This is a genomic window from Streptomyces sp. SCSIO 30461, assembly GCF_037023745.1.
In the GTDB taxonomy this organism is placed as follows: Bacteria; Actinomycetota; Actinomycetes; order Streptomycetales; family Streptomycetaceae; genus Streptomyces.
The window spans coordinates 6,920,001-6,943,690 of sequence record NZ_CP146101.1 but is presented as its reverse complement, the minus strand read 5'-3'; the positions used below and the strand labels follow the sequence as shown (position 1 = coordinate 6,943,690).

21 protein-coding genes and 1 tRNA gene are annotated in these 23,690 nt (G+C 70.6%); 7 read left to right on the top strand and 15 right to left on the bottom strand.

Features of this window, described 5'->3' with window-relative positions:
* Positions 1 to 37: 37 nt before the first annotated feature.
* Genes V1460_RS31140 through V1460_RS31130 form a run of 3 tightly spaced genes read right to left on the bottom strand, consistent with a single transcriptional unit; the run spans position 38 to position 3,622 of the window.
* Positions 38 to 1,639 (bottom strand): hypothetical protein, encoded by a 1,602-nt coding sequence (locus V1460_RS31140; protein WP_338676938.1) that lies wholly within the window; start codon positions 1,637 to 1,639, stop codon positions 38 to 40.
* On the bottom strand, positions 1,630 to 2,766 hold the full coding sequence (locus V1460_RS31135; protein ID WP_338676937.1) for a hypothetical protein: 1,137 nt from the start codon (positions 2,764 to 2,766) through the stop codon (positions 1,630 to 1,632). The genes V1460_RS31140 and V1460_RS31135 overlap by 10 nt, the downstream gene beginning before the upstream one ends.
* Positions 2,696 to 3,622, bottom strand: a complete 927-nt coding sequence (locus tag V1460_RS31130; RefSeq protein WP_338676936.1) for a phosphatase PAP2 family protein — start codon at positions 3,620 to 3,622, stop codon at positions 2,696 to 2,698. Before V1460_RS31130 ends, V1460_RS31135 begins: the two co-directional genes overlap by 71 nt.
* Before the next feature lie 243 nt (positions 3,623 to 3,865).
* Between V1460_RS31130 and V1460_RS31125 the strand changes: the two genes are divergently transcribed.
* A complete protein-coding gene (locus V1460_RS31125; RefSeq protein WP_338676935.1) occupies positions 3,866 to 4,462 on the top strand; it encodes a histidine phosphatase family protein in 597 nt (198 codons plus the stop codon).
* A 53-nt stretch (positions 4,463 to 4,515) separates the two neighbouring features.
* Here the strand turns inward: V1460_RS31125 and V1460_RS31120 are convergent, their stop codons facing one another.
* On the bottom strand, positions 4,516 to 5,883 hold the full coding sequence (locus V1460_RS31120) for a tetratricopeptide repeat protein (protein ID WP_338676934.1): 1,368 nt from the start codon (positions 5,881 to 5,883) through the stop codon (positions 4,516 to 4,518).
* 249 nt (positions 5,884 to 6,132) lie between these two features.
* On the opposite strand from V1460_RS31120, the gene V1460_RS36530 reads away from it, so the two are divergent.
* Complete coding sequence (locus V1460_RS36530; RefSeq protein ID WP_407077557.1) at positions 6,133 to 6,705, top strand: hypothetical protein; 573 nt, start codon at positions 6,133 to 6,135, stop codon at positions 6,703 to 6,705.
* Positions 6,706 to 6,756: 51 nt separating this feature from the next.
* A complete protein-coding gene (locus tag V1460_RS31110; RefSeq protein ID WP_338676933.1) occupies positions 6,757 to 7,623 on the top strand; it encodes a fused MFS/spermidine synthase in 867 nt (288 codons plus the stop codon).
* Between the two features lie 33 nt (positions 7,624 to 7,656).
* On the opposite strand, the gene V1460_RS31105 is transcribed toward V1460_RS31110, so the two are convergent.
* Complete coding sequence (locus V1460_RS31105; RefSeq protein WP_338676932.1) at positions 7,657 to 8,223, bottom strand: hypothetical protein; 567 nt, start codon at positions 8,221 to 8,223, stop codon at positions 7,657 to 7,659.
* Between the two features lie 69 nt (positions 8,224 to 8,292).
* Between V1460_RS31105 and V1460_RS31100 the strand changes: the two genes are divergently transcribed.
* Positions 8,293 to 8,982, top strand: a complete 690-nt coding sequence (locus tag V1460_RS31100; protein ID WP_338676931.1) for a response regulator transcription factor — start codon at positions 8,293 to 8,295, stop codon at positions 8,980 to 8,982.
* A complete protein-coding gene (locus V1460_RS31095) occupies positions 8,979 to 10,376 on the top strand; it encodes a HAMP domain-containing sensor histidine kinase (RefSeq protein WP_338676930.1) in 1,398 nt (465 codons plus the stop codon). Before V1460_RS31100 ends, V1460_RS31095 begins: the two co-directional genes overlap by 4 nt.
* 217 nt (positions 10,377 to 10,593) lie before the next feature.
* Here V1460_RS31095 and V1460_RS31090 read toward each other — a convergent pair.
* The 3 genes from V1460_RS31090 to V1460_RS31080 form a co-directional block, all read right to left on the bottom strand.
* Positions 10,594 to 10,666, bottom strand: a tRNA-His gene (locus tag V1460_RS31090).
* 137 nt (positions 10,667 to 10,803) lie between these two features.
* Positions 10,804 to 11,409: an oligoribonuclease gene (gene orn / locus V1460_RS31085; protein WP_338676929.1), complete on the bottom strand. Its 606-nt coding sequence runs from the start codon at positions 11,407 to 11,409 to the stop codon at positions 10,804 to 10,806.
* A 131-nt stretch (positions 11,410 to 11,540) separates the two neighbouring features.
* Positions 11,541 to 12,737 carry a helix-turn-helix domain-containing protein gene (locus V1460_RS31080; RefSeq protein WP_338676928.1) on the bottom strand — a complete coding sequence of 399 codons (1,197 nt, stop codon included), beginning with the start codon at positions 12,735 to 12,737 and terminating at the stop codon, positions 11,541 to 11,543.
* A gap of 825 nt (positions 12,738 to 13,562) precedes the next feature.
* Between V1460_RS31080 and V1460_RS31075 the strand changes: the two genes are divergently transcribed.
* Both V1460_RS31075 and V1460_RS31070 read left to right on the top strand, forming a co-directional pair.
* Positions 13,563 to 14,084, top strand: coding sequence for a universal stress protein (locus tag V1460_RS31075; protein WP_338676927.1), 522 nt, complete (start codon positions 13,563 to 13,565; stop codon positions 14,082 to 14,084).
* Positions 14,085 to 14,281: 197 nt separating this feature from the next.
* Positions 14,282 to 14,854 carry an acetate uptake transporter gene (locus tag V1460_RS31070; RefSeq protein WP_338676926.1) on the top strand — a complete coding sequence of 191 codons (573 nt, stop codon included), beginning with the start codon at positions 14,282 to 14,284 and terminating at the stop codon, positions 14,852 to 14,854.
* Between the two features lie 121 nt (positions 14,855 to 14,975).
* On the opposite strand, the gene glmS is transcribed toward V1460_RS31070, so the two are convergent.
* From glmS to V1460_RS31035, 7 genes are all read right to left on the bottom strand, one after another.
* Positions 14,976 to 16,793, bottom strand: coding sequence for a glutamine--fructose-6-phosphate transaminase (isomerizing) (gene glmS, locus V1460_RS31065; protein WP_338676925.1), 1,818 nt, complete (start codon positions 16,791 to 16,793; stop codon positions 14,976 to 14,978).
* Between the two features lie 84 nt (positions 16,794 to 16,877).
* Positions 16,878 to 17,156 carry a hypothetical protein gene (locus V1460_RS31060; protein ID WP_338678276.1) on the bottom strand — a complete coding sequence of 93 codons (279 nt, stop codon included), beginning with the start codon at positions 17,154 to 17,156 and terminating at the stop codon, positions 16,878 to 16,880.
* A gap of 358 nt (positions 17,157 to 17,514) precedes the next feature.
* Positions 17,515 to 19,299 carry an IucA/IucC family siderophore biosynthesis protein gene (locus V1460_RS31055; protein WP_338676924.1) on the bottom strand — a complete coding sequence of 595 codons (1,785 nt, stop codon included), beginning with the start codon at positions 19,297 to 19,299 and terminating at the stop codon, positions 17,515 to 17,517.
* Entirely contained in the window at positions 19,296 to 19,868 is a 573-nt protein-coding gene (locus tag V1460_RS31050; protein WP_338676923.1) for a GNAT family N-acetyltransferase, read from the bottom strand. Before V1460_RS31050 ends, V1460_RS31055 begins: the two co-directional genes overlap by 4 nt.
* The gene (locus V1460_RS31045) at positions 19,865 to 21,145 is read right to left on the bottom strand and encodes a lysine N(6)-hydroxylase/L-ornithine N(5)-oxygenase family protein (RefSeq protein WP_338676922.1); all 1,281 of its coding nucleotides are present in this window, start codon (positions 21,143 to 21,145) and stop codon (positions 19,865 to 19,867) included. The genes V1460_RS31050 and V1460_RS31045 overlap by 4 nt, the downstream gene beginning before the upstream one ends.
* The gene (locus V1460_RS31040) at positions 21,129 to 22,571 is read right to left on the bottom strand and encodes an aspartate aminotransferase family protein (RefSeq protein ID WP_338676921.1); all 1,443 of its coding nucleotides are present in this window, start codon (positions 22,569 to 22,571) and stop codon (positions 21,129 to 21,131) included. The genes V1460_RS31045 and V1460_RS31040 overlap by 17 nt, the downstream gene beginning before the upstream one ends.
* 260 nt (positions 22,572 to 22,831) lie before the next feature.
* On the bottom strand, positions 22,832 to 23,689 hold the full coding sequence (locus tag V1460_RS31035; protein WP_338676920.1) for a siderophore-interacting protein: 858 nt from the start codon (positions 23,687 to 23,689) through the stop codon (positions 22,832 to 22,834).
* Position 23,690: the final 1 nt, after the last annotated feature.

Here is a 23,690-nt window from a genome sequence, read left to right as displayed (position 1 = left end):
AGCGCGGAAGCGGCGGCCTCGATCGCTGCAGGCTCCCTCACAGCAGGTCCTCCGTGGTCACCGGGTCGGGACCTTCCGCGCCCTGCGAGACGTCGCCGCGCGGCGGCCCCCCGTGCGTCCAGGGGGTGTCCTCCGGGTCGGGCAGCTTCGGGCCGCCCCGCTGCTCATGCTCGAACAGCGTCCAGGCGATCCGGTCGCCCTTCTCCGGTACGGACCCATCGACGGGGTCCCGTGACCGCCCCATCCGGTCCAGCAGCCGCAGCACCAGCGAGCCGTCCTCCTCGCACCACGCCACGAACTCCGCGCTCTGCGGTCCGCTCTCCAGCGAGCGGTACACCTTCACGCCCGCGCCCAGCTGCGGGGTGTCGTCGGTCCGCACCGTGACCAACGGACGGGGCGACGGTCGCTTGGATTCCGACCAGGCCATCACCACCTCGGTGACCTCGCCGACGAACGCGTCGCCCGAGAGCCGCCGCCCGGCCAGCACCAGCGGATCGTCCAGGGCCTCCTGAGCCTCCAGCTGGGCCTGCGCCGTCTCGCGAGCCGCGAGCTTCCGTGCCGCGGTCACCGCGTCGTCGCGGCGCGGCTGCGGCGGCTCGCCCGCCCGGACCCGGTCGCGGTGGCCCGTGAACGACCAGCGGTCGCGGGTCCAGCGGTCGGCCACCCTCGACCCCTTTGGCAGCTCTCGCAGCAGGTCGATGCCCTGCCATACGGCGTCCCAGGTGGGCCGCAGCACCTGCCCCAGAAGACCCCGGATCTCCCCCTCGGCCACCGTCAGCCGCCCGAGCCACTCGTCCGCGGCTGCCCCGTCCTCCGCCGTGGCCAGAGCCTGACGGGCCCGGTCGTAGCGCTCCATCGCGGGTGCCAGCAGCCGGTTGTCGAAGGCCGGGTCGGTGGCGGGGCCCGCGGGTGGGCACACGAGCTGCCCCGCACCGTCCCGGGCCGTCTCGGCGCGCAACGCCGCCTCGGCGCCGCTCTCGCCGTCGGGCGGCGCGATCCAGGCCACCAGCGCGCCGAGGTGCTGGTCCTCCAACGCGGACTGCCCGGTCGCCCAGTGCCGCCCCAGCAGATCCGTCATCGCGAGCAGCAGCGACGACCCGGGAACCCTGGCCCGCTCCCCGTAGTGCGTCAGCCAGCGTCCCAGCAGCGGCACTCGCGGCGGCGCGGGATGCGGGGTGTCCGGGTCCTGCTCCACCGTCCGCCGGAACCGCATCGACCGGCCCAGCAGCCGGACGAAGTCGATACCGGGGCGGCTCGGCACGATCAGCTGTGCGGCATCCGCGCACAGTTCGACGGAGACCTTGACCCGCTTGCCGGTCTCCGGGTCGGTCTCCGCACGCTCGGCGGCTTCGACGCCGGCCTCGTACCCCTCCAGATGCGGCAGCACGCACTCGGCGAGTTCGGCGAGGAAGGCGGAGCGCAGATCGCGGTCGCGCGGCTGTGCCACGCTCAGCAGCCGTGGCGCGTCGCGGTCCGTGCCGACCATCGCCCCGAGCGGCGCCCCGGCCTCACCGGCGGTCGTCAGCGGTACGAGCACCAGCGGGCGCGCCGACAGGTGCCGGTGCCGCGCCGTGGCCAGCCGCTGGGCCCGGCCACTCTCGACCGCTTCCAGCCGGGCGAGCGTACTGATCAGCGACATCCCGCGACCTCCAGCGCCTCGGCTCGCAGCGACGCCGCCCGGCGCAGGGCGGCGACCGCCGGGTCGTCCGGGTCGCCGGACTCTCCGCGGGCCGCGGCGAGCACGTCCCCGACGGCCGTGAGTCCGCCCAGCTCTCCGCGGGCCGACCGCCCCAGCGTTGCCACCGCGCCTGCCGCGCGGGCCCGCTCCCGGCAGTGGAAGGCCAGCTCGCAGGCGGCCAGGCAGTCGGGAGCGTACGCGGCGGGTACCGCTTCGACCGATGCCGTCAGCTCACCGACCGAGCAGCCCTCCGTGTCGAAACTGACCCCGTCGGGCAGCGCGGCTGCGATTGTGTCGATCCGGGTCAGCCTGGCCAGCTGCCGTCTTGTCACCGACAGCTGCTTGCGCACATCGACCGCCGAGGCCACGGGCAGGTTGGTGAAGTCCTTGGGGCAGACCAGCAGCACCGAGTGCGCCACCCGTGCTCCGTCGGTCAGCTCCGCGACCCGCTCCAGCGCCAGCACATAGACCGCCGACTGGCGAGCGGCCGAACCGACCTTGGCCGCGTCCGCCGAGCCGTCGACCACCGGAAACGACTTGATCTCCACGACGGTCCACCGGCCGTCGGGATGGACCACGACCGCGTCCGGCTCCAGATACGCCGGCGACCCGGCCACCTCCAGCGCCAGCAGGGGATGGTCGAGCAGCGTCCACTCGCCGGACCGCTCCCCGGCCCTGGTGGCCTCGCGCAGCGCCAGCGCCGTGCGTGCCGTGCGCCCTTCGGGACCGGCCGCCGAGAGGTCGGGGACCCGGGCGCGCCGTGCGTCCTCCACGCCGAGCAGCTTCAGCAGCTCCGTGCCGCCGTCCGCCTTGACCCTGGCCTCGAACGCATGGCCCCGCATGAACGCGAACTGCGACTGGCCGAAGGCCGCCGGTGACCCCAGCGCCCGGGCGAGCGCGGCCTTGTCCACCCCGGCTCCGTCCAGCAGCGCCCGCCGCTTGCACCCGGGGTTGGCGGCGAGTGCGGCCAACGCGCGGGCGTCGAGCGGATGCGGAGCGGCCGATGGGCCGCGCAGCTCAGCGAGTCGCTGCCGGAGTGCCGTCGGCGGGACTTGCGGATGAGGTCCGCTGTCCAGGGATGTGCTCACCCGCGGAAGTCTGGCATCCGCCACTGACAATCGTGGACTTCCGGTCGGATCCGTCCGATCCGGCCTCTCCGGCGCCGGCCGCGATCCGGCTCCGTACCCGGTCGGCCAGTCGCAGTGCGGGCCGGGTGAGCAGCAGTCCCACCGCCATGGTGAGCGCGCCCCCGACCGCGTCGAGGAAGTAGTGGTTCGCCGTGCCCATGACCACCAGCGTGGTGATCAGCGGATAGGCGACCGCGAACGTCCGTGCCGCCACCCCGCGTCCGTGCAGCCAGAGCATCACCCCGCACCAAAGGGCCCAGCCGACGTGCAGACTCGGCATCGCGGCGAACTGGTTGGTCATCCCGCCGAGTCCCCGGGGCGCGCTCGCCTCCGCGCCCCACCAGCCGTACGAGCTGAACTGCTCCATCGTGTCGGTGAATCCGTGCGCGGCGTCGAGCAATCGCGGCGGGCAGGTCGGCACCAGGGTGAACCCGATCAGCCCGAGCAGGGTGGAGAGGAGCAGCCAGGTGCGTGCGGCCCGGTAGTTCCGGGGTCGTCTGCGGAACAGCCACACCAGGATCGCGGGTGTCACCAGGTAGTGCAGGGAGGCGTAGATGAAGTCGGCGGGTATGCCGAGGGCCGGTGTGCTCGTGAAGAGCCGGTTGAGCGGGTGCTCGAAGTTGATGCCGAAATGTTTCTCCCATTCCAGCAGGGTCAGCCCCTGGGTGACGGCGTCGCTCTTGCCTCCGCGCGCCAGGAGCCGTCCCGCCGAGTACGCCGCGTAGACGGCGATCAGCAGCGGTAGTTCGCTCCACCAGCGCGGACGCCGCTGGAGCGGACTGCGGCGGCCGGGCCGCGCGGGCAACTCTCTCGCCATCCGGACGCTCTCCCCCTTGTTGTTCCGGTGAACCAGTGCGGCGGCACGGGTGTGGCGGCACCGGTGCGACGGTGGTGACCGGCGTGCAGACGCTACGGGCAGGAGGACGCGGCTCCCGCGGCGGGGGTTGCCTGGAGCAACGAATGACGCGGCGCCCTGCACTCCGCCGCCGGACCGCGCCGCCGGACCGAGCGGCTGTGCAGTCGGTGGGCGATGATCGTCCGGCTGGGCGATGATGAGGCCATGGCACCCCGCATATTCCTCGCCCGGCACGGCCAGACCGAGTGGTCCTCGTCGGGCAAGCACACCGGACGGACGGACATCCCGCTCCTGGACGAAGGACGCCGTGGAGCGAAGCTACTGGGAGAGCGTCTGCACAAGGAGCCGTGGAACGGACTCCCGGACGCGGAGATCCGCACCAGTCCGCTCTCCCGTGCCCACGAGACCTGCGAGCTCGCCGGTTTCGCCGACCGGGCCCAGCCCTGGGACGCGCTCATGGAGTGGGACTACGGCGCGTATGAGGGCATGACACAAGCCGAGATCCACGCGATCGACCCCGACTGGTTCATCTGGCGCGACGGGGTCCCCGACGGCGAGACGATGGCCCAGCTCTCCGACCGCGCCGACGGGATCGTCGAGTACGTGCGGTCCGCCGATCGCGATGTGCTGGTCTTCGCGCACGGCCACATCCTGCGAGTGCTGGGCGCCCGCTGGATCGGCGAGGACGTCTCCTTCGCTGCCCGGATCAAGCTGGACCCGACCAGTCTGTCCGCCCTGGGCTGGGCCTACGGCGCCCCGGCGATCGACCGCTGGAACGACACGGGCCACCTGGGCACCTGACCAGGGCGGCCCGTCCGCCCGCCCCGTGCCACCGCCGCAGGCGGTCGCACGGTTCAGGCCCTGCCGACCGCCGTCCGCGACGTGTGCGTGTGGCGGTCCAGGAAGTCGGCCACCCCCGGGGTGCGCCGCCGCGGAAGCAGCATCCGCGCGGTGTCGGCGAGCATCGCGCGGATACGTGACGACTGGACCTCGTCCAGTACGTCGAGCACCTGTCCGGCCGCCGCCGCGGCCTCCACCGGGGTGTCCTTCGCACGAGCCAGGTCCAGCGCCAGCTGCGCCCGGTAGAGCGCCAGGTTGCGGGCGAAGTAGGGCTTCTGCAGAACCGTCGCCCGGTGGCCGTGCCGTGCGGCCCGCCGCCAGTCGCCGAGTGCCGACCAGCACTGGGCCTCCAGTGCCTGCAGTTCCGGCTCCCCGAAGAAGGACATCCACTCCGGATCGGCGTCAGCGGGACCGCGGCCGAACAGCGCGTGGGCCCGGGACAGCGCCTGCTCGCAGCACGCGCGGTCGCCCAGCCCGGCCCAGCCGCCGGCCTCGCGCAGACTCAGCAGCGCCAGCAGCAGTGCGGAACCCAGCTTGCCGGCCGCCTGCTGGCCGGCCTGGGCGGCTCGTACCGCCTCCCGGTACCGGCCGCCGTCCCGTGCCAGGAACGAGGTGTTGCAGAACGCGTGCGCCTCCAGCGCCGGGTCGTCGGCCACCCGCGCGGTGGCCAGCGCTTCCGCGTAGTGCGAGCGGGCGTCATCCAACCGGCCCGAGTCATGGGCCAGCCAGCCCACCGAGATGGCCAGCTCACCCGCACCCGCCGCGAGCCGCCCCAGGGTCGAGCCGCGGGTGGACGTACCCGAGTCGAGCAGCGCGTACGCGCTGCGCAGAGGGTGGGCGGCCCACTTGTAGAGCCGGTCGGCGCCATGCCGGTCGTCGAGCTGCCGGATCCGGCGCACGGCCTCCTCGACGGCGCCCACCTCGGACTCGCCGATCCGCTGGCGCGGCGTGACGGTCCGGAGTTCTTCGGGTACCGGCAGGGAGCCGAGACCCAGGGATGCGGTCGCCACGGTGGCGGTGCCGCCGGTCATGAATGCGCGACGCAGCACGTCGCTCTCCTCGTTGCTGTAGGTGGTGCTGTGGGTGTTGCCGCCGCTGCCGCCCGTCTGCCGAGTCCGCCGCCCGCGTACCGTGTCGCGGGCCGCGAACCCCAGGTCCGCCAGCGTCGAACCCGGGAACATGTGCAGGAAGACCCGCTCGTAGGCGTAGTTGGGGCAGCGGATCTCGCCGGCCTCCACCCGCCCGATGTACCGGGCGTCGCAGGCGACCTGCTCGCCGATCTCCCGGGCCGCCCGGCGGACGAGCGCGGCGAACTCTCCCGGTGAGCGCTGTCCGCGCAGCCGCCGGAAGACGAGGTTGGGAACTGCCCGTGACGACGCCATGGCCGAGCCCTCTCCTGTACTGCCGGCATTCCACGCTCCGGCGCGCCAAGAAGGTACCGGCTGTGACCGCCCCGCTACGCCCTGTTTAGCTACAAACGGGATATCTCACCCGCGATCCGCCATGAACTGCCATCCTTTGTAGCGGCGTGCCGCCGTAGCCGTTGACGCGCAAGGGCGTTGAACCATGAGGGGACGCGGTGCGTGTCCTCCCTTGCTCGGCGAGGAGGGGTTCCCTTGTTGGAGGTCGGCGTGGATACCAGCGGTGGCTCACGGACGAGTGCGACGAGTGCGACGAGTGTCCAGCATCTGCCCAGCGAGGAGCGCAGCGCGGCGCCGGGGCCGGCTCCCGAGCAGGAGGAGCACGACCGGCACACGAACCACACGGAGCGCGTGGAATACCGGGAGTACCGGGAGTACCGGGAACGCGGCGGCGAGTCCGGCGGTGCGGCTCAGGACCACTCCATGCCGTGCGACCTGGTGACCGTGCCTGCCCGCCAGGGCCTGGAAGCGGTCGACATCCTCCGCCGTGGTGGCGCACCGGCGGTCGGCCCGGTCCTGCACGACGGCAGCTGTGACACCCTGGGCTTTCTGGTGCCGCCGGGCACAGCGGCCGGCTGGGACATGCCGGGCAGCGCCTGTACGGAGACCGCGGGCCGCGGCCTGCGTATTCCCGCCGAACCCACCAGCAGCCAAGCCGCCCGGGGCAGCGACTGGCTGCTGCCCCCCGGGTCCACGGACGTCGTTCCGGTCACGGATCCCGAGATGCTCCGCGAGGCACTTGGTGAGGCCGCGCGCATGATCGAGGCCGCGGACAGCATCTGAGGCTCAGCGGTCCGCTGGAGGCGGGGCAGCCCGCCCACCGATAATGGAGTGGTGGCGAGGAAGAAGCAGCGTGGGCGTGAGGCGTCGGCGGAGATCGTGGTCGAAACCGTGGCCGGCGGCCTCGCCGAGCTGATACCCGACCGCGAGCGCCCCAGGGCCTGGACGCTGGTGATCGACGGTGCCCCTCAGTCCCATGTCGATCTGGACGATCCCGCGCTGCTCACCTTCGAGTACCAGCGCCGTCTCGGCCACATGGTCGACCTCGCCGCCCCCGCCGGGAAGCCGGTGCGCGCCCTCCACCTCGGCGGCGGAGCCTTCACCCTCGCGCGGTACATCGCCACCACGCGTCCGCGTTCCACCCAGCAGGTGGTCGAGGTTGACGTGCCCCTCGTCCAACTCGTCCGCGACCGGCTGCCGCTGGACCCGAACGCCCGGATACGAGTGCGGTCGGCCGATGCCCGTGACGGGCTCCGCAAGGTGCCCGACGGCTGGGCGGACCTCGTGATAGCGGATGTCTTCAGCGGAGCCCGCACCCCCGCCCATCTCACCACCACGGAGTTCCTCACAGAGGTGCGCCGGGTGCTCAGGCCGGGCGGGCGCTACGCGGCCAACCTCGCCGACGGCCCGCCGCTCGCCCATCTGCGCGGCCAGATCGCCACCGCCGCCACCGTGTTCCCCGAGCTCGCCGTCGCCGCCGACCCGACCGTGCTGCGCGGCCGTCGATTCGGCAACGCGGTGCTGCTGGCGTCCGATCTGCCGCTGCCGGTCGCCGAGTTGACCCGCAGGGTCGCCGGAGATCCGCACCCCGGCCGGGTGGAACACGGCAGGACCCTGGCCGACTTCACGGGAGGCGCGGCCGCGGTGACCGATGCCGACGCGAGGCCCTCGCCCGTACCGCCGCCGTCGGTGTTCCGCTGAGCGGCACGAAGCCCGGGGCCCGGGGGCCCGGGGTCAGCGTTCCTCGATCGTCACCCGGGGCGCGGTGTCGTGCCAGGTGCAGAAGACGTCGATCTCGCGGCCGTTCTGCGAGAACGTCACACGGATGTAGGTGGCCTGCTTCCAGATCTGCATGGTCCAGCCACCTGACGGGGTAGCCGAGACCAACTCGGCGGAGACGGGCCCGATGTCGTAGGCGACCCGGCCGCCCTCGACGGTGTAGCTCTTCACATTGCCGGGCGGGTCGGCCGGCACGGAGGGGGCGGTGGAGCCCCGATAAGCAGGCCCACCCGCGGAGGCCGAGGGGCGCGAGGACACGGGAGCACCGGGAGAAGCGCCGGAATCCGAGGCCGGCTTCGACGGTGCGGGCGCCGACGGCGCGGATTCCGGTGGCGATGCCGACTCCGCCGACACGGACGGCTTCGCACCCCCGCCATGCGCCGTGATCGGAAGGGCGCGGGGCCGGTCGTAGGCCGTGTCCGCCATCACGGTGTGGACGCCCCACCATGAGAGCGTGACCGCCGCGCCCGTGGCGAGCGACCACGCCAGGGCGTGTATGAGTCCTCTCCGCATCGGCCTCATACTGCACCACACCCGTCCCACCTGTCCCAAGGGGGACCGAGTTCCTCCGGATGGCGTACGGTGCCGCCCATGGCAAGTGTGCTCGTGGTCGAGGACGACCAGTTCGTGCGTTCCGCTCTCATCAGGCACTTGACCGAGGCCGCCCATACGGTACGAAGCGTCGGGACGGCCCTGGAGGCGCTGCGCGAAGTCGCCCATTTCCGCTTCGATCTGGTCATTCTCGACCTCGGGCTCCCCGATCTGGACGGGGCGGAGGCATTGAAGATGCTGCGCGGCATCACCGATGTCCCCGTCATCGTCGCGACCGCTCGCGACGATGAGACGGAGATCGTACGGCTGCTCAACGACGGCGCCGACGACTACCTCACCAAGCCGTTCTCGGTGGAACACCTCTCCGCCCGGATGGCGGCCGTGCTGCGGCGCTCCAGGGCCGCAGCGGACGAGGCTCCGCCCGGGAGGGTGATCCAGGTCGGGGGCCTGTCCATCGACCCGCTGCGTCGGCAGGCGGAACTCGACGGGGTGAGCCTCGACCTGACGCGCCGGGAGTTCGACCTGCTCGCCTTCCTGGCGGGACGGCCGGGTGTCGTCGTGGCGCGCAGGGAACTGCTCGCGGAGGTCTGGCAGCAGGCCTACGGCGACGACCAGACCATCGACGTCCATCTGTCCTGGCTGAGACGGAAGTTGGGGGAGACCGCGGCCCGCCCCCGCTATCTGCACACCCTCCGGGGCGTGGGAGTGAAGCTGGAGCCTCCGCGATGAGATGGGCCTTGGTGAAGGTGTCCCTGGCGGTCACGGCGATGGTCGTGATCGCCTTCGCCGTACCCCTCGGACTCGTCGTCCAGGAGATGGCAAGGGATCGAGCCTTCTCCAACGCCGAACGGCAGGCAGCCGCCATCGGTCCCACTCTCTCCATCACCACCGACCGCGACCAGCTCGAACGCGCGGTCGCCTCTACCCAGGCCGGAGCGGCGGGCCGGATGGCCCTGCACATTCCGGCATCCGCCGAGACCGGTGGCCAGGAGCTGACGGTCGGCGTCCGGCGGGCCGCCGTACGCGACCTCGGTGCCACCCGACGGCTGGGGCGCGCCTCCACCACCGAGGTGGGCGGTGGCTCTGCGCTGCTCCAGCCCACCGCGCTGAGCTCGGGGGAGATCGCGGTGGTCGAGGTGTTCGTACCGCAGGACGAAGTCGGCAGAGGTGTGACCACGGCCTGGCTGGTGCTCGCCGCGGTCGGCGTGGCGCTGATCGTCGGCTCGGTCGCGGTCGCCGACCGGCTGGGCGTACGGATGGTCCAACCGGCCCGGCGCCTCGCCGGCGCCGCCCACGAACTGGGCGAGGGCCGCCTCGGCGCCCGGGTCCCGGAACAGGGCCCCACGGAACTGCGCTCCGCCGCCGCCGCGTTCAACGCCATGGCCGACCAGGTGGTGCAGCTGCTCGCCAACGAACGGGAGCTTGCCGCCGACCTGTCCCACCGGCTGCGCACCCCACTCACCGTGCTCCGACTCAACGCCGCATCACTCGGTGAGGGGGCCGCGGCCGAGCAGACCCGGGCGGCGGTCGCCCAACTGGAGCGCGAAGTCGACACGATCATCCGCACCGCCCGCGAGGCCAAACCGCAGACGCAGGCCGCCACCGGCCCGGGTGCAGGCTGCGATGTCTCCGAAGTGGTGCGCGAACGCATGGAGTTCTGGTCCGCACTTGCCGAGGACGAGTCCCGCAAGGTCCGTCTGGCCGGCGTGGACCGCCCCGTCCGCATCCCGGTGGCGCGCCCCGAACTGGCCGCCGCTCTCGACGCCCTGCTCGGCAACGTCTTCCGCCACACTCCCGAGGGCACGGCCTTCTCGGTCGACGTGCACAACGGCGATGAGGCCGTGATCGTGCTCGTGTCCGACGCGGGCCCCGGCATCCCCGACCCGGAAGCCGCCTTGGCCCGTGGCAACAGCACCGGCCGGGACGGTTCGACGGGCCTGGGTCTGGACATCGTCCGCCGGGTCGCGGAGTCGACCGGCGGCGATGTGCGTATCGGCCACTCGGTGCTGGGCGGCACGGAGGTCCGCATCTGGCTCGCCCTGGACGGCGGTCGGCATGGTGCCTCGCTGGGCCGACGGGGCAGCAGGGCCGGCCGGCGGGGGCGCGGCGGCGAGCGGACATGACGAGCAGGCTTCTCGCGTCCTGCCGCCGTCGTGAGGAATGCGAGGTGCCTCCGCCGTGTCCTGCGCGCCGCAGCCGGTGCTCTCGGGCTCGGGTGACTCCGTGGTGCGCCGCGAGTGGACCGGATTGCCTGCCACCCGGCGGTCGATGACCGCCGTCGATGGCGGCGGTCGACGATGAAGGCCCGGCCTGTGAACAGGCCGGGCCTTCATCGATCAGGGTGAGTGACGGGACTCGAACCCGCGGCATCCTGGACCACAACCAGGTGCTCTACCAGCTGAGCTACACCCACCATGTCCGGTCGTCTTCCTGACCGGCCGAGAAAAAGTGTACAGGGTCCTGGAGGGTGCTCGTGCACATATTTGCGCTCACCCGGCGAGGGGCCGCGTACGGGCCGTCCGGGCTGGTCAGCGGGGCGATGCCAGGGAGCTACTGCGGCGCCGGGAGCACATGGCGGGCCGCGATCGTCTTCGCCGTGTCCGAGTCGGGGCCGGGCTGTGGGACGAAGATCGCCTCGCGGTAGTAGCGCAGCTCGGCGATGGATTCCCGGATGTCCGCGAGCGCCCGGTGGTTGCCGCTCTTCTCCGGACTGTTGAAGTACGCCCTCGGGTACCAGCGGCGGGCCAGTTCCTTGATCGAGGAGACATCGACGATCCGGTAGTGGAGGTACTCCTCCACCTTGGGCATGTCGCGCAGCAGGAAGCCGCGGTCCGTGCCGACCGAGTTTCCGCACAGCGGGGCCTTGCCGGGCTCCTTGACGTGTTCGCGGACATAGGCGAGGACCTGCTCCTCGGCGTCCGCGAGTGTGGTGCCGGTGGCCAGCTCGTCCAGGAGGCCCGATGCGGTGTGCATCTGGCGTACCACTTCCGGCATCGTGGCCAGCGCGGCGTCCGGCGGGCGGATCACGATGTCCACGCCCTCGCCGAGCACGTTCAGTTCCGAGTCGGTGACCAGCGCGGCCACCTCGATGAGTGCGTCGTCCGTCAGCGAGAGCCCGGTCATCTCGCAGTCGATCCACACCATGCGGTCGTTCATGCGTCCTACCTTAGGCCGTCCTTCCACGCCCGCACCGGGCGCGACCTGCTCCGGACCGTGCGCAAGCGCCGACGACCGGACGGTCCGGGACGCTCTGACGCGTCCCGGACCGTCCGGTCGCGAGGCGGCGCCTAAGGGGCGGTCCGCTGGCTCGGCAGTGCCGGGCGGCCGGAGGCGTACGCGTCCGCCACCGGCTTGCCCGGCTCCGGTGCGAGCGAGCCGGCCACGGCCGAGGCGGGCCGCCTCGGCTGCGATGTGCCATGGGCCTGCGAAGGCACCATGTGCTCGGCCGCCGCGGAGGCTCCGGGGTCCGCCTGCGGGCGCCTGGCGCGGTAGGCCGCCCGGTAAGCGGCGGGCGACGAGCCCAGCTGGCGCCGGAAGTGGCCGCGCAGTGCCACCGGGGAGCGGAAGCCACAGCGGCCCGCGACCTCGTCCACCGAGTAGTCGGAGGTCTCCAGCAGCCGTTGCGCCTGGAGCACCCGCTGGGTGATCAGCCACTGCAGCGGAGCACTTCCGGTGAGCGAGCGGAACCTGCGGTCGAAGGTCCGCCTGCTCATGTACGCGCGCGCGGCGAGCGTCTCCACGTCGAACTGCTCGTGGAGGTGCTCCAGTGCCCAGGCCACGACCTCGGCGAGCGGGTCGGAGCCGATCTCCTCCGGTAAAGACCTGTCGAGATAGCGCTCCTGACCACCGGTGCGCCGCGGTGGCACGACCAGTCGGCGCGCCAGCGCGCCGGCTGCCTCGGCGCCGTGGTCGGTGCGGACGATATGCAGGCAGAGGTCGATTCCGGCCGCGGTCCCCGCCGATGTGAGCACATCGCCGTCGTCGACGAACAGCTCACGCGGATCGACGTGCACCGATGGATAGCGCTTGGCGAGCGTCGGTGCGTACATCCAGTGGGTGGTGGCCGGCCGGCCGTCCAGCAGTCCGGCCGCGGCGAGGACGAACGCCCCCGTGCACAGCCCCACGATGCGCGCGCCCTCTTCATGGGCGCGGCGCAGCGCCTCCAGCGCTTCAGGCGGCGGTGGAGAGGTGATGGACCGCCAGGCAGGTACGACGACGGTGCCCGCCCGGCCGATGGCCTCAAGTCCGTACGGCGCGGTGAGTTCGAGTCCCCCTGTGGTCCGCAGGGGGCCGTCCTCGCCGGCGCATACGAGCAGCCGGTAGCGGGGAACTCCGGCATCCTGGCGGTCGATTCCGAACACCGAGAGCGGGATCGAACTCTCGAAGATGGGACCGCCGCTGAACAGCAGCACCGCGACGACTTCCCGGCGGCGGCGCCCGGACAGCTTCCGTGCGGCCTCCGGCGCGGCGGAGTCCTGTGTCATGACGCTAAGCCCCCCTCGGTGTTCGCGTCTCCCCGTTCGTGTCGGGCGTGTCGCTCCTGCACGTTTCCCCTCGGTTTTGCACGAGTCCCCAGTCTTCGATACTCATGATCGAATCTACTGCGTCCTGTGGTGCCGCCGTGACAAGTTCGGAATCCGGCACATTGTCGACAAGAGCACTTGGCGCGAAGCATTCGATCACGAAGCGTGGCACTCGTGGGCCGTACAGGGAAGTACGCGTGCCGGGCATGGCCCGTCCCCGTAGGGTGCGAGCGGCCGTCGGGACCCCCTTTTGCCTGGTGGCAAGGGGGTTGGTGGGTCTTTTGGGCAAGGAATCCGCCTGGCCGTGAAGTTGGCTTGAAACATTCGGGCGTCGGCTTGCGAATCCGTCAAGTCGCCCGGCGCGTTTTACTCTCGGCGGCGGTCGTGCGGAGTTGGGGCGCGATGGCTCCGACTCGGATGTGACGAGGGCCACTGGTGCGATGGTGACGAGCGTCGGTCGGAGGTGTCGGTGGGTGTCGCGGGACTGCTCGCACGTCGGGTCTCCGACGTGCGAGTGCTCCGTCGCGGCGGAGGAGTCCGTCACCGAAGCGGGAGAACCCCTTCCGATTGCCGGGCCGGCGCTGAAGCCTGTATCAGGCAGCTGCCATTGCCATACGGAGCGTGCTCGTGCATGCTCCCTGGAACGCCGTGAGTGGAGTCGTCGGCTCTGGGTATGGGAGGAGTGTCGCCGTACCCTTGGGGGTATGGGGTTGGGAAGATGATTCCCGGACACAGCTCCGCCGCCCACCGTCGCCCTCCCATGAGGATCTGAACGCCGAGACACCGATGGCCGGTCACGAATTCCCCGAACCCGCGGACCGCAAGCAGGTCGCCGACCCTCTGTCGGATCTGCAGGCGGCGGAAGAGACGCGCCGCCCCTGCGATCCCGCGTTCCGGCATGGAGTCGTCGTGGGTTTCGACGGTTCCACCTCCAGTGAGCGGGCGCTCGCCTACGCCATCGGCATGGCGCTGCGCTCCGGCTCCGGGCTGATCATCGTGCATGTCGCCAACCGTCTCCCCACGACCGTCTGGGCGGGCTGTGAACCGCCGGTCTTCGTGGACGTGCCCGACCATCGCACCGAGGTGCTCGGGCTTGAGCTCGCCTGCGCCGACTACCTGTCCGAGGTCCCGTGGATCCTCGTCGAGCGCGGTGGCGACATCTGCCACGAGCTCGAAGAGGTCGGCCGGGAGTATTCGGCGGACGCGATCGTGGTCGGTTCCACCCATGGCATCGTGGGGCGCATTTTCGGCTCGATCGCCGGCCGTCTCGCGAAGCGCGCGCAGCGGCCCGTCATCGTCATTCCATAGCGGCTCCGACGGTCCGATCCGGCCCGTGGGGCCGGGTTCTCACCTTTGTGCGCCCAGGCCCGCGAGAGCGAGCGTCATATGTGTGACTTTTGACGACCGTCAAATCCGTTCGGCCGCGCAGGTGGATTGTGCGCTTGTGAAGGGTAGATAACCGTGGCTGGGAATCAGCACCATCGCGCGCATGAAGGGAGCCCGCCGTGGACAGCGAAGTCTCCGCGGGAAGCGCAACGTCAACCACTCTCGGCCACCTCGCACTCGGTCTGACCCTGTTGGCCTTCGGCCTGGGGAACACGGGTGTGATCGACAATGTCGCGGCGTCCGACGCCGCAGCCCTCGCGACCTGGGTGGGCGGGGTCGCACTCTTCCTCGTCGGGCTGCTCGAATTCCGTGCGGGCAACGGCGGCACGGGCACGGCCTTCGCGGGCCTCGGCGCCTTCTGGTTCACCTGGGGCACGGGCGTCGGCTCGGGAGCCTCGGCGGAGGCGGCAGGACTCTTCCTACTGCTGTTCGCGCTGCTGGCGCTCAGCCTCACCGTGGGTTCGTCCGGTAGCGGGATGTTCGGCCAGGGCGTGTACGGGCTGCTCTGCGTCTCGATGCTGCTGCTCGCCGTCGCCGCGTTCGCCGACAACAGCGGACTGGCCAAGGCGGGCGGCTGGGTCGGCGCGGTCGCAGGCCTCGCGGCCTGGTACGGGGCCACGGCGGCGCTGGCGCACTGGCCCACCTTCAGTGGGAGCCGGACCGCGGGCAGGGGTGTGACGGCCACCGGCTGAGCGGTCATCGACCGGTGTGAGGGCGCCGGTGACGAAAAGGGGCGGCCCCTCGCACGCTGGTTGGAGCGTGCGGGGGGCCGCCGTCTGCCGTGCGACCGGACAGATCCGATCGGGCAGGGTTCTACTCCACCGTGACCGACTTCGCCAGGTTGCGCGGCTTGTCGATGTCCCGGCCGAGGGCCAAGGCCGTGTGGTAAGCCAGCAGCTGGAGCGGGATGCCCATGAGGATCGGGTCCAACTCGTCCTCGTTCTTCGGCACGATCACCGTGTGGTCGGCCTTTTCCTGGTCCTGGTGGGCCACCGCGAGGATCCTGCCGCTGCGGGCCTTGATCTCCTCCAGCGCGGCGCGGTTCTTCTCCAGCAGCTCGTCGTCCGGCACGATGGCGATGGTCGGCAGCGCCGGCTCGATCAGCGCCAGCGGGCCGTGCTTCAACTCGGACGCCGGGTAGGCCTCGGCGTGGATGTACGAGATCTCCTTGAGCTTCAGGGAGGCCTCGAGTGCCACCGGGTAGCCGCGCACCCGGCCGATGAACATCATCGACTTGGCGTCCGCATACTCGGCGGCCAGCTTCTTGATCTCGTCCTCCGACTCGAGGATCTCGGAGATCTGGGCGGGCAGCTTGCGCAGACCCTCGATGATCCGCTTGCCGTCGGCCACCGACAGGTCCCGGATACGTCCCAGGTGCAGCGCGAGCAGCGCGAAGGCGACCACCGTGTTGGTGAAGCACTTCGTCGAGACGACGCACACCTCGGGGCCGGCGTGCACGTACACGCCGCCGTCCGTCTCGCGGGCGATCGCGGAGCCGACCACGTTGACCACTCCCAGAACCCGTGCGCCCTTGCGCTTGAGCTCCTGGACTGCGGCGAGCACGTCGTAGGTCTCACCGGACTGGGAGACGGCGATGTAGAGGGTGTCGGGGTCCACCACCGGGTTGCGGTAGCGGAACTCGGAGGCCGGCTCGGAGTCGGCGGGGATACGGGCCAGCGACTCGATGAGCCCGGCGCCGATCAGACCCGCGTGGTAGGAGGTGCCGCAGCCGAGGATCTTCACCCGGCGGATGCCGCGGGCCTCGCGGGCGTCCAGGTTGAGGCCGCCTAGGTGCACGGTGGAGAACCGGTCGTCGATACGGCCGCGCAGCACGCGGTCCACCGCGTCGGGCTGCTCGGAGATCTCCTTGTGCATGTACGTGTCGTGGCCGCCCATATCGTAGGACGCGGCCTCCCACTCGACGGTCTCCGGGGTGGCGGTGGTCCGGGTGCCGGAGGTCGTGTAGGTGCGGAAGTCGTCGGCCTTCAGGGTGGCCATCTCGCCGTCGTTCAGGGTGACGACCTGGCGGGTGTGGGCGACCAGCGCGGCGACGTCGGAGGCGACGAACATCTCCTTCTCGCCGATGCCGAGGACGACCGGGGAGCCGTTGCGCGCGACGACTATGCGGTCGTTGAAGTCGGCGTGCATCACGGCGATGCCGTAGGTGCCCTCGACGACCTTGAGCGCCTCGCGGACCTTCTCTTCCAGGGACTCGGCCTGGGAGCGGGCGATCAGGTGGGTGAGCACCTCGGTGTCGGTCTCGGAGGCGAAGACGACTCCGTCGGCCTCCAGCTTGGCGCGCAGCTCCATCGCGTTGTCCACGATGCCGTTGTGGACGACCGCGACCTTGTTCTCGGGGTCCATGTGCGGGTGCGCGTTGTGGTCGCTCGGCACACCGTGGGTGGCCCAGCGGGTGTGGGCGATACCGGTGGTGCCGGTGAAGCGCTTGGGGACGCGGGCTTCGAGGTCCCGGACCCGGCCCTTGGCCTTGACCATCTTCAGGCCGGCGGCCTTCGGGCTGGTGATGACCATGCCCGCGGAGTCGTATCCCCGGTACTCAAGCCGCGCCAGGCCTTCCAGCAGCAGCGGCGCGACGTCGCGCTTCCCGATGTAACCGACGATTCCGCACATAAAGTCTTTGCCCCTCCAGGTTCGATGGGTGTGGTGCCCGGCCGTCCGGGTCTTCCGCTGTGGCCGCGGGTCGGGTCCGGATGATCAGCCGTAGACGACCCGGCGCAGCTGCCTGAGCGTGAGCTCGGGCGGTGCCACGGCCCGGTGCCGCAATTCGGTAGCGATCCGGTCGAAGATCTCCGCGTTCACGGCGCCGCCGGACTGCAGCTCGCGGTGCCGTCTGCGGACGAACTCTTCCGTGGTCTCGTCGAAGAACGCCAGCACGTCGAGCACCACCCGGACCGCCTCACCGCGCTGGAGCGCGGTGCTGCGCACCAGATGGTCGATGAGGTCCTCATGGGACGACGGGCGGCGATCGAGCACCCGTAGATACTGGAGGGTGACCTGAGGGGAACGCAAGATTCCTGCCCGATTCCGGGCAGGAGTTCGCGTGACCAAGGTTACAGAGGCTGGTGACCCGCCTGCTTGGCTACGGCGAAGTCCTCGCCGGCCGGCATCTCGGAGTGACGCAACTCACCCGGTTCGCGCAGTCTGCGCAGCAGTACGTCGTGATCGTTGCCGGCGGGTGCGGGTGCGGGTGCGGGTGCGGGTGCGGGTGCGGGTGCGGGTGCGGGTGCGGGTGCGGGTGCGGGTGCGGGTCACGAACGGGCGGCGGGCGCCCCGCGGAGGACCGTGACTCCGCAAGGCGCCCGCCCGCTCGTGGCCGCTGCCGGGACCGCGCCTACCGGCGGAACGGCGCGATCGGGTTGTGCAGGCTGCCCACCAACTGGAGCGCGCCCGACGGGTCGGCGAGATCGACCATCTGCTTGTTGTCGCGCAGCTGGAGCCGGTTGAGGCAGGACAGCGCGAACTCATCGGCGAACATGTCGTACTGGGCGAACTTGTCCGCCAGCTGTGGCATGGACTCCTGGTAGTCGCAGACACAGGCGGCCACCGTCCGCCAGAACGACTCCTCGTCCAGAACACCCTCCGCGGCGAGCGCGGCGCCCAGGAAGCGGAAGAAGCAGTCGAACACATCGGTGAACACCGACAGCAGCTTCATGTCCTCGGGTATCTCGGCGCGGACCCGCTCCACCGCGGGTGGCAGCACCGCGTCAGGGTCCATCACGCAGATCTCCTCGGCGAGGTCCTTGAAGATCGCGCGCAGCACCGCCCCGTCCTCGCCGAGCACGAGGATCACGTTCTCGCCGTGCGGCATGTAGACGAGGTCGTACGCGTAGAAGCTGTGCAGCACCGGCATCAGATACGCGTCCAGATAGCCCCGCAGCCACTCCACGGGGGACAGCCCCGAGCCGGTGATCAGCGCGCCCGCGAGGGACTTGCCGGAACGGTCGGTGTGCAGCAGGGACGCCATGGTCGCCAGGCGCTCGCCATCGGCCAGGGTGGGTACCGGGCTCTCGCGCCACAGCGCGGCGAGCATCTTCCGGTACGGCGAGTAGCGGTCGGTGGCCGCCTCGTACTCCAGATGCCGGTAGCCGACCGCCGCGTGCTCGCGGATGATCGAGAACCGTGCCGCCCGCAGCACCTCGTCGTTCGCCACCAGCGTGGCCAGCCAGTCGTTGATGGCCGGGGTGGCCTCCATGTACGCGGCCGAGAGCCCGCGCATGAAGCCCATGTTGATGACGGACATGGCCGTCTTCACGTAGTGCTTCGCCGGGTCGCTGGTGTTGAAGAAGGTACGGATCGACTGCTGGGCGAGGTACTCGTCGTCCCCTTCGCCGAGCGGCACGAGGCGGTGCTGCGCGATCTCGGCGGCGAAGGTGACCGAGAGCTTGTTCCACCACTGCCAGGGGTGCACCGGCATCAGCAGGTAGGCGTCCGGGTCCAGGCCGAGGTCGCGCAGGCGGGCGTCGAACCGGTCGAGGGTGCCCTGCCCCAGCTCGGCCCGCATCAGGTTTTCGTAGCCGAGGTCCGCGCAGGAGGTGAAAGTGGCGCGGGAGCGGTGTGCGGCCACCCACAGCAGCCGGATCGGGGCTGCGGCCTCCGGGGCGTACTTGTGGTACTCGTGGACGCCGAAGCCGAGCCGGCCGTTGTTGGCGACGAAGCAGGGGTGGCCCTCGGTCATCCCGGTCTCGATCGCCTGGAAGCCGGCGCGGGCGAGCTCGGCCGCGGAGACCTCCGGCTTCGCCAGTTTGTACGCCGTACCGGACAGCGTGGAGGAGATCTCCTCCAGGTAGACGGGCAGGATCTCGTCGGACAGGCCCAGCGCGCCGCGCAGTTCGGTGAAGAACTCCAGGGCGTCCAGCGGCAGCTCGGCGCCGTCGCGATGGCGGCTGATCGTCACGGGGTCGATCAGCCAGTGGTCGAGGGCGTACCGGTCTGCCCTGAAGCGGTACTCGGTCCTGCCGTCGTCGTCGGCCACGGCGTACCGGCCGTCGCCGAGTTCGCGCGGGGTGAGCAGCCGCTCGTGGGAGAACTCGGCGAGCCCCTTGCGGATCAGCAGACGGCCGGCTTGAGCCCACAGCTCGGGGGTGAGGTGGGCGACGCTTTCGATGGCGTTGCTCATCGGGCGGCTCCGGTGGCGGCTTCGAACTGCTCGCGGGTGCAGAAGCTCAGCAGCGCCTGCTTCTCGGGCTTCTGTATCTCGCGCTCGGGCACGAAGCCGACGACCTCGTTGAGCGCGTGCACGGCCTTGTTGGTGACATCCGGTTCGACGACGACGCGCCGGGTCGCCGGGTCCGCGAACAGTTCCCCCATCACGGCGGTGATCACGGCGCGGGTGAAGCCGTGTACCGGGGTGTCCGTCGGGGCAACCAGGAAGTGCATACCGACGTCGCCCGGTTCGGGTTCGTAGAGGCCGACCAGCTCGATGTGCCGGGGGTCGTAGCGCTCCATCAGGAAGGCGGGCTCACCGTCGTGCAGCCCGAGGAACGCGTCGTGGTGCTCGGACGACGCGATCGCCATGTACTCGCGCTCCACGTCCTCGAGCTTGGCGTCCTGCATCATCCAGAATGCGGCCTTGGGGTGGGTGACCCAGCCGTGCAGCACCTCGGCGTCGGCGAGCGGGTCCAGGGGACGGAAGGAGAACGTGCCCAGGGCCGTCGGGCCGTTCAGGTCGGTTGCGGTGGTGCTCATACGGCGAACTCCTGGAACGCGATGGTCTTCTCCACGGGGTAGTACTCGCTCCCGAGCAGCTCACGGATGATGTACGCGTTTCGGTACGGGCCCATCCCGAGGTCCGGCGAGGTGATCGAATGCGTGTGCACGCCTGCGTTCTGGATGAAGATGCCGTGCCCTGTCGTGTCGATCGCGTAGTTGCGGGCGACGTCGAAGCGGCCCTGCCCGTCCCAGCGGATGCGGTCGCGGACCGGCTCCAGGAAGGCGGGAGCGGCGTACCTGTAGCCGGTGGCGAGCACCAGGCCCTCGGTCTCGATCTCGAAGTCCTTCTGCTGCTCCTCCTGCCGCAGCCCCAGGGTGTAGGTCCCGTTCTCATACCGTGCGCTGTGCAGGGCGGTGTTGGTGAGCAGGCGGGTGGGCACGGGGCCGTCGAGGTTCTTCTGGTAGAGCAGGTCGAAGATCTCGTTGATCAGATCCCCGTCGATGCCCTTGAACAGGTTCTTCTGCTGCGACTCCAGCCGGTAGCGGGTGGCTTCCGGCAGCGCGTGGAAGTAGTCGATGTACTCGGGAGAGGTCATCTCCAGCGTCAGCTTGGTGTACTCCAGCGGGAAGAACCGCGGGGAGCGTGTGACCCAGTTGAGCCGGTAGCCGTGCACGTCGATCTCGCCGAGCAGGTCCTGGTAGATCTCCGCCGCGCTCTGCCCGCTGCCCACCAGGGTGATGGACTTCTTCCGCTGGAGCTCCGCCTTGGCCTGGAGGTAGCGGGAGTTGTGGACGAAGTCGCCGCCCAGCTCCCGGCAGGCGCCCGGGATGTGGGGCGGCGTGCCGGTACCGAGCACGATCCGGCGTCCTCGGAGCACCTCGCCATCTGCGGTGTGTACGACGTACAGCTCGTCCGCGGCCTCGTACTCGACCTTCGCCACCGTGGTGCCGAAGCGGATGCTGCTCAGCTTGCCGGCGGCCCAGCGGCAGTAGTCGTTGTACTCGATCCGTAGCGGGTAGAAGTTCTCCCGGATGTAGAACGAGTAGAGACGGCCTTTCTCCTTCAGGTAGTTCAGGAAGGAGTACGGGGATGTCGGGTCGGCGAGGGTGACCAGGTCCGACATGAACGGGGTCTGGAGGTGGGCGCCGTCGAGGAACATCCCCGAGTGCCACTCGAAGTCCGGCTTGGACTCCAGGAAGACGCCGTTCAGCTCGGCGATGGGCTCGGTCAGACAGGCGAGGCCGAGGTTGAACGGACCCAGTCCGATACCGATGAAATCGTGGATGTCACGGTGCTCAGGACGCGTGGACAAGGTTCTCTCCCAGGTACTGCTCGGCGTGGCCGGCTATCAGATCGAGGACGGCGGCGATGTCGGCCACGGTCGTCTCGGGGTTCAGCAGGGTGAATTTCAGGTACTGGCGGCCGTCGACCTTGGTGCCCGCGACCACAGCCTCACCGGAGGCGAACAGGGCCTTGCGGGCGTAGAGGTTGGCGCGGTCGATCTCGGCCGGTGCGGTGACCTGCGCGGGGATGTAGCGGAACACCAGCGTGGACAGGCTGGGCTCGACCACCACGTCGTAGCGGGGGTCTCCGGCCAGCAGCCGCCAGCCGGCGGCGGCCAGCTCGCAGACCTCGTCGAAGAGCTGCCCCACACCGTCGGCGCCCATGACCCGCAGGGTCATCCAGAGCTTCAGAGCGTCGAAGCGCCGAGTGGTCTGGAGGGACTTGTCGACCTGGTTGGGGATCCGCTCCTCGATGGTGCGGCGGGGGTTGAGGTAGTCCGCGTGGTAGGTGGCGTGCCGCAGTGTGGCGCGGTCCCGTACCAGCAGCGCGGAGGAGCTCACCGGCTGGAAGAAGGACTTGTGGTAGTCGACGGTGACGGAGTCGGCGTACTCGATACCGTCCAGCAGCCGGCGGCGGGTGGGGGAGGCCAGCAGGCCGCAGCCGTACGCGGCGTCCACGTGCATCCAGGCGCCGTACTGCTCGCACAGCTCGGCGACTTCCGGCAGTGGGTCGATGGAGCCGAAGTCGGTGGTGCCGGCGGTGGCCACCACGGCCATCGGGATCAGGCCCTCATCGCGGCACTTCTGCAACTCGGCGGCGAGGATGACGGTCTGCATGCGCTTGTCCCGCCCGGTGGGGACGGAGACCACGGCGTCGGGGCCGAGCCCGAGCAGCGTGGCGGACTTCTGCACGCTGAAGTGGCTGCACTCGGAGGCGAAGACACGCAGCTTCGACAGGTAGTCCGTCTTGGCCTCCTGGCGTGCCAGCAGCATCGCCTGGAGGTTGGACTGGGTGCCGCCGCTGGTGAACACACCGTCCGCGGCGGGGCCGAGGCCGATCCGTCCGGTGGTCCAGTCGATGAGCCGGCGCTCGATCAGCGTGCCGCCCGCGCTCTGGTCCCAGGTGTCGAGCGAGGAGTTGACGGCCGAGAGCACCGCCTCGCCCAGTACGGCGGGGATGACGACCGGGCAGTTGAGGTGGCCGAGGTAGCGGGGGTGGTGGAAGTAGACCGCGTCGCGCAGGTACACCTGCTCCAGCTCGTCCAGTGCGGCTGAGGTGTCGCCGAGCGGCTGGTCGAGATCGACAGCGTCGATGGCGGGGGCGAGTTCATCGGGGGTGATACCGGTGAACGGCTTCCGGGTCGTGGCGAGTTTGTTCGCCACCCGCTCGACTCCTTCGATCACGGAGCTGCGGTAGAGCTCCGCCGTTGTGTCGTTGAGCAGGTGCGAGCGCATGGGGGGCCTTTCCCTGTGCGGGGACGTGACAAGAGCGCCCTCTGAGGCGGGAGGGAGCGGCATGGGGCGTTGTGGCTTAGGTTAGCCTAACCTGAATTTCGCCTTCCAGAGTCCCTGTTCCGATGCGACCGGAGCGATCTGGCTCACACTCACCGGACGGGCGTCGGGCGGGGGTTGCCCGTAACCGGTGCGGCCCCGTCGCGGATGGCGACGGGGCCGTGGCGGATGGCGACATGGCCGCGCGGCTGAGGGGGCGGGTGCTACGACTCGTCGTCGGGCGTCTCGCGCAGCGCGTCCTCGCTGAGGCCGCTGCGCCAGTAGCCGACGAAGGTGATCCTGCGTCTGTCCCACCCGCGGTCGTTCACCAGATGGCGGCGCAGTGCCTTGACCGAGCCCGATTCGCCCGCGATCCAGGCGTACGGGGCCGAGCCCGCGAACTCCGCGGTGCGCACCGCGTCGACGGCGGCCGGAGCGCCCTCGTCCCGTACCAGCCAGTTGACGGTGGCATCGGCCCTGGTGGTGAGTTCGGCGCGGTCCCCGGTGTGCGGGACCTCGATCCAGACCTGCGTGCGCACACCGGCGGGCAACCACTCCAGGATGGCCGATGCGGCGGGAAGCGCCGTCTCGTCTGCCCAGATCAGCACCGAGTCGGCGTCATCGGGCAGGCGGAAGCGTACGGCGGTGTTGTCGGCGAGGGCGGGGCCGAGCACGGTCACCCGGTCCCCGGCGGAGGCCAGCTGCGCCCACCGGCAGGCCGGGCCGCCGTCCTCGTGCACGGCGAAGTCGATGTCCATCTCGCCGTGTTCACCGGCGTCGGGGCGTTGCTCCCGCACTGTGTACGAACGCATCACCGCACGCTCGTCCGGGGGCAGCTCACGCCAGGCGCCGAGCGTGGCGTACATGCCTTCCGTGCCGGCGTCCGGAGACTCCGGCAGCACGGGGGCCTCCTGGCCGGGATGCGGCAGGAAGAGGGAGAGCGACTGGTCGCGGCCACCGGACGCGAAGCCCGCGAGCGCTTCTCCCCCGAAGGTGACGCGTATCAGCGACGGGCCGAGCCGCCGCGTCCGTACGACCTGGAGAGGGAAGAAACGGAACGGGGCGGCTGCGGCATCCGTCATC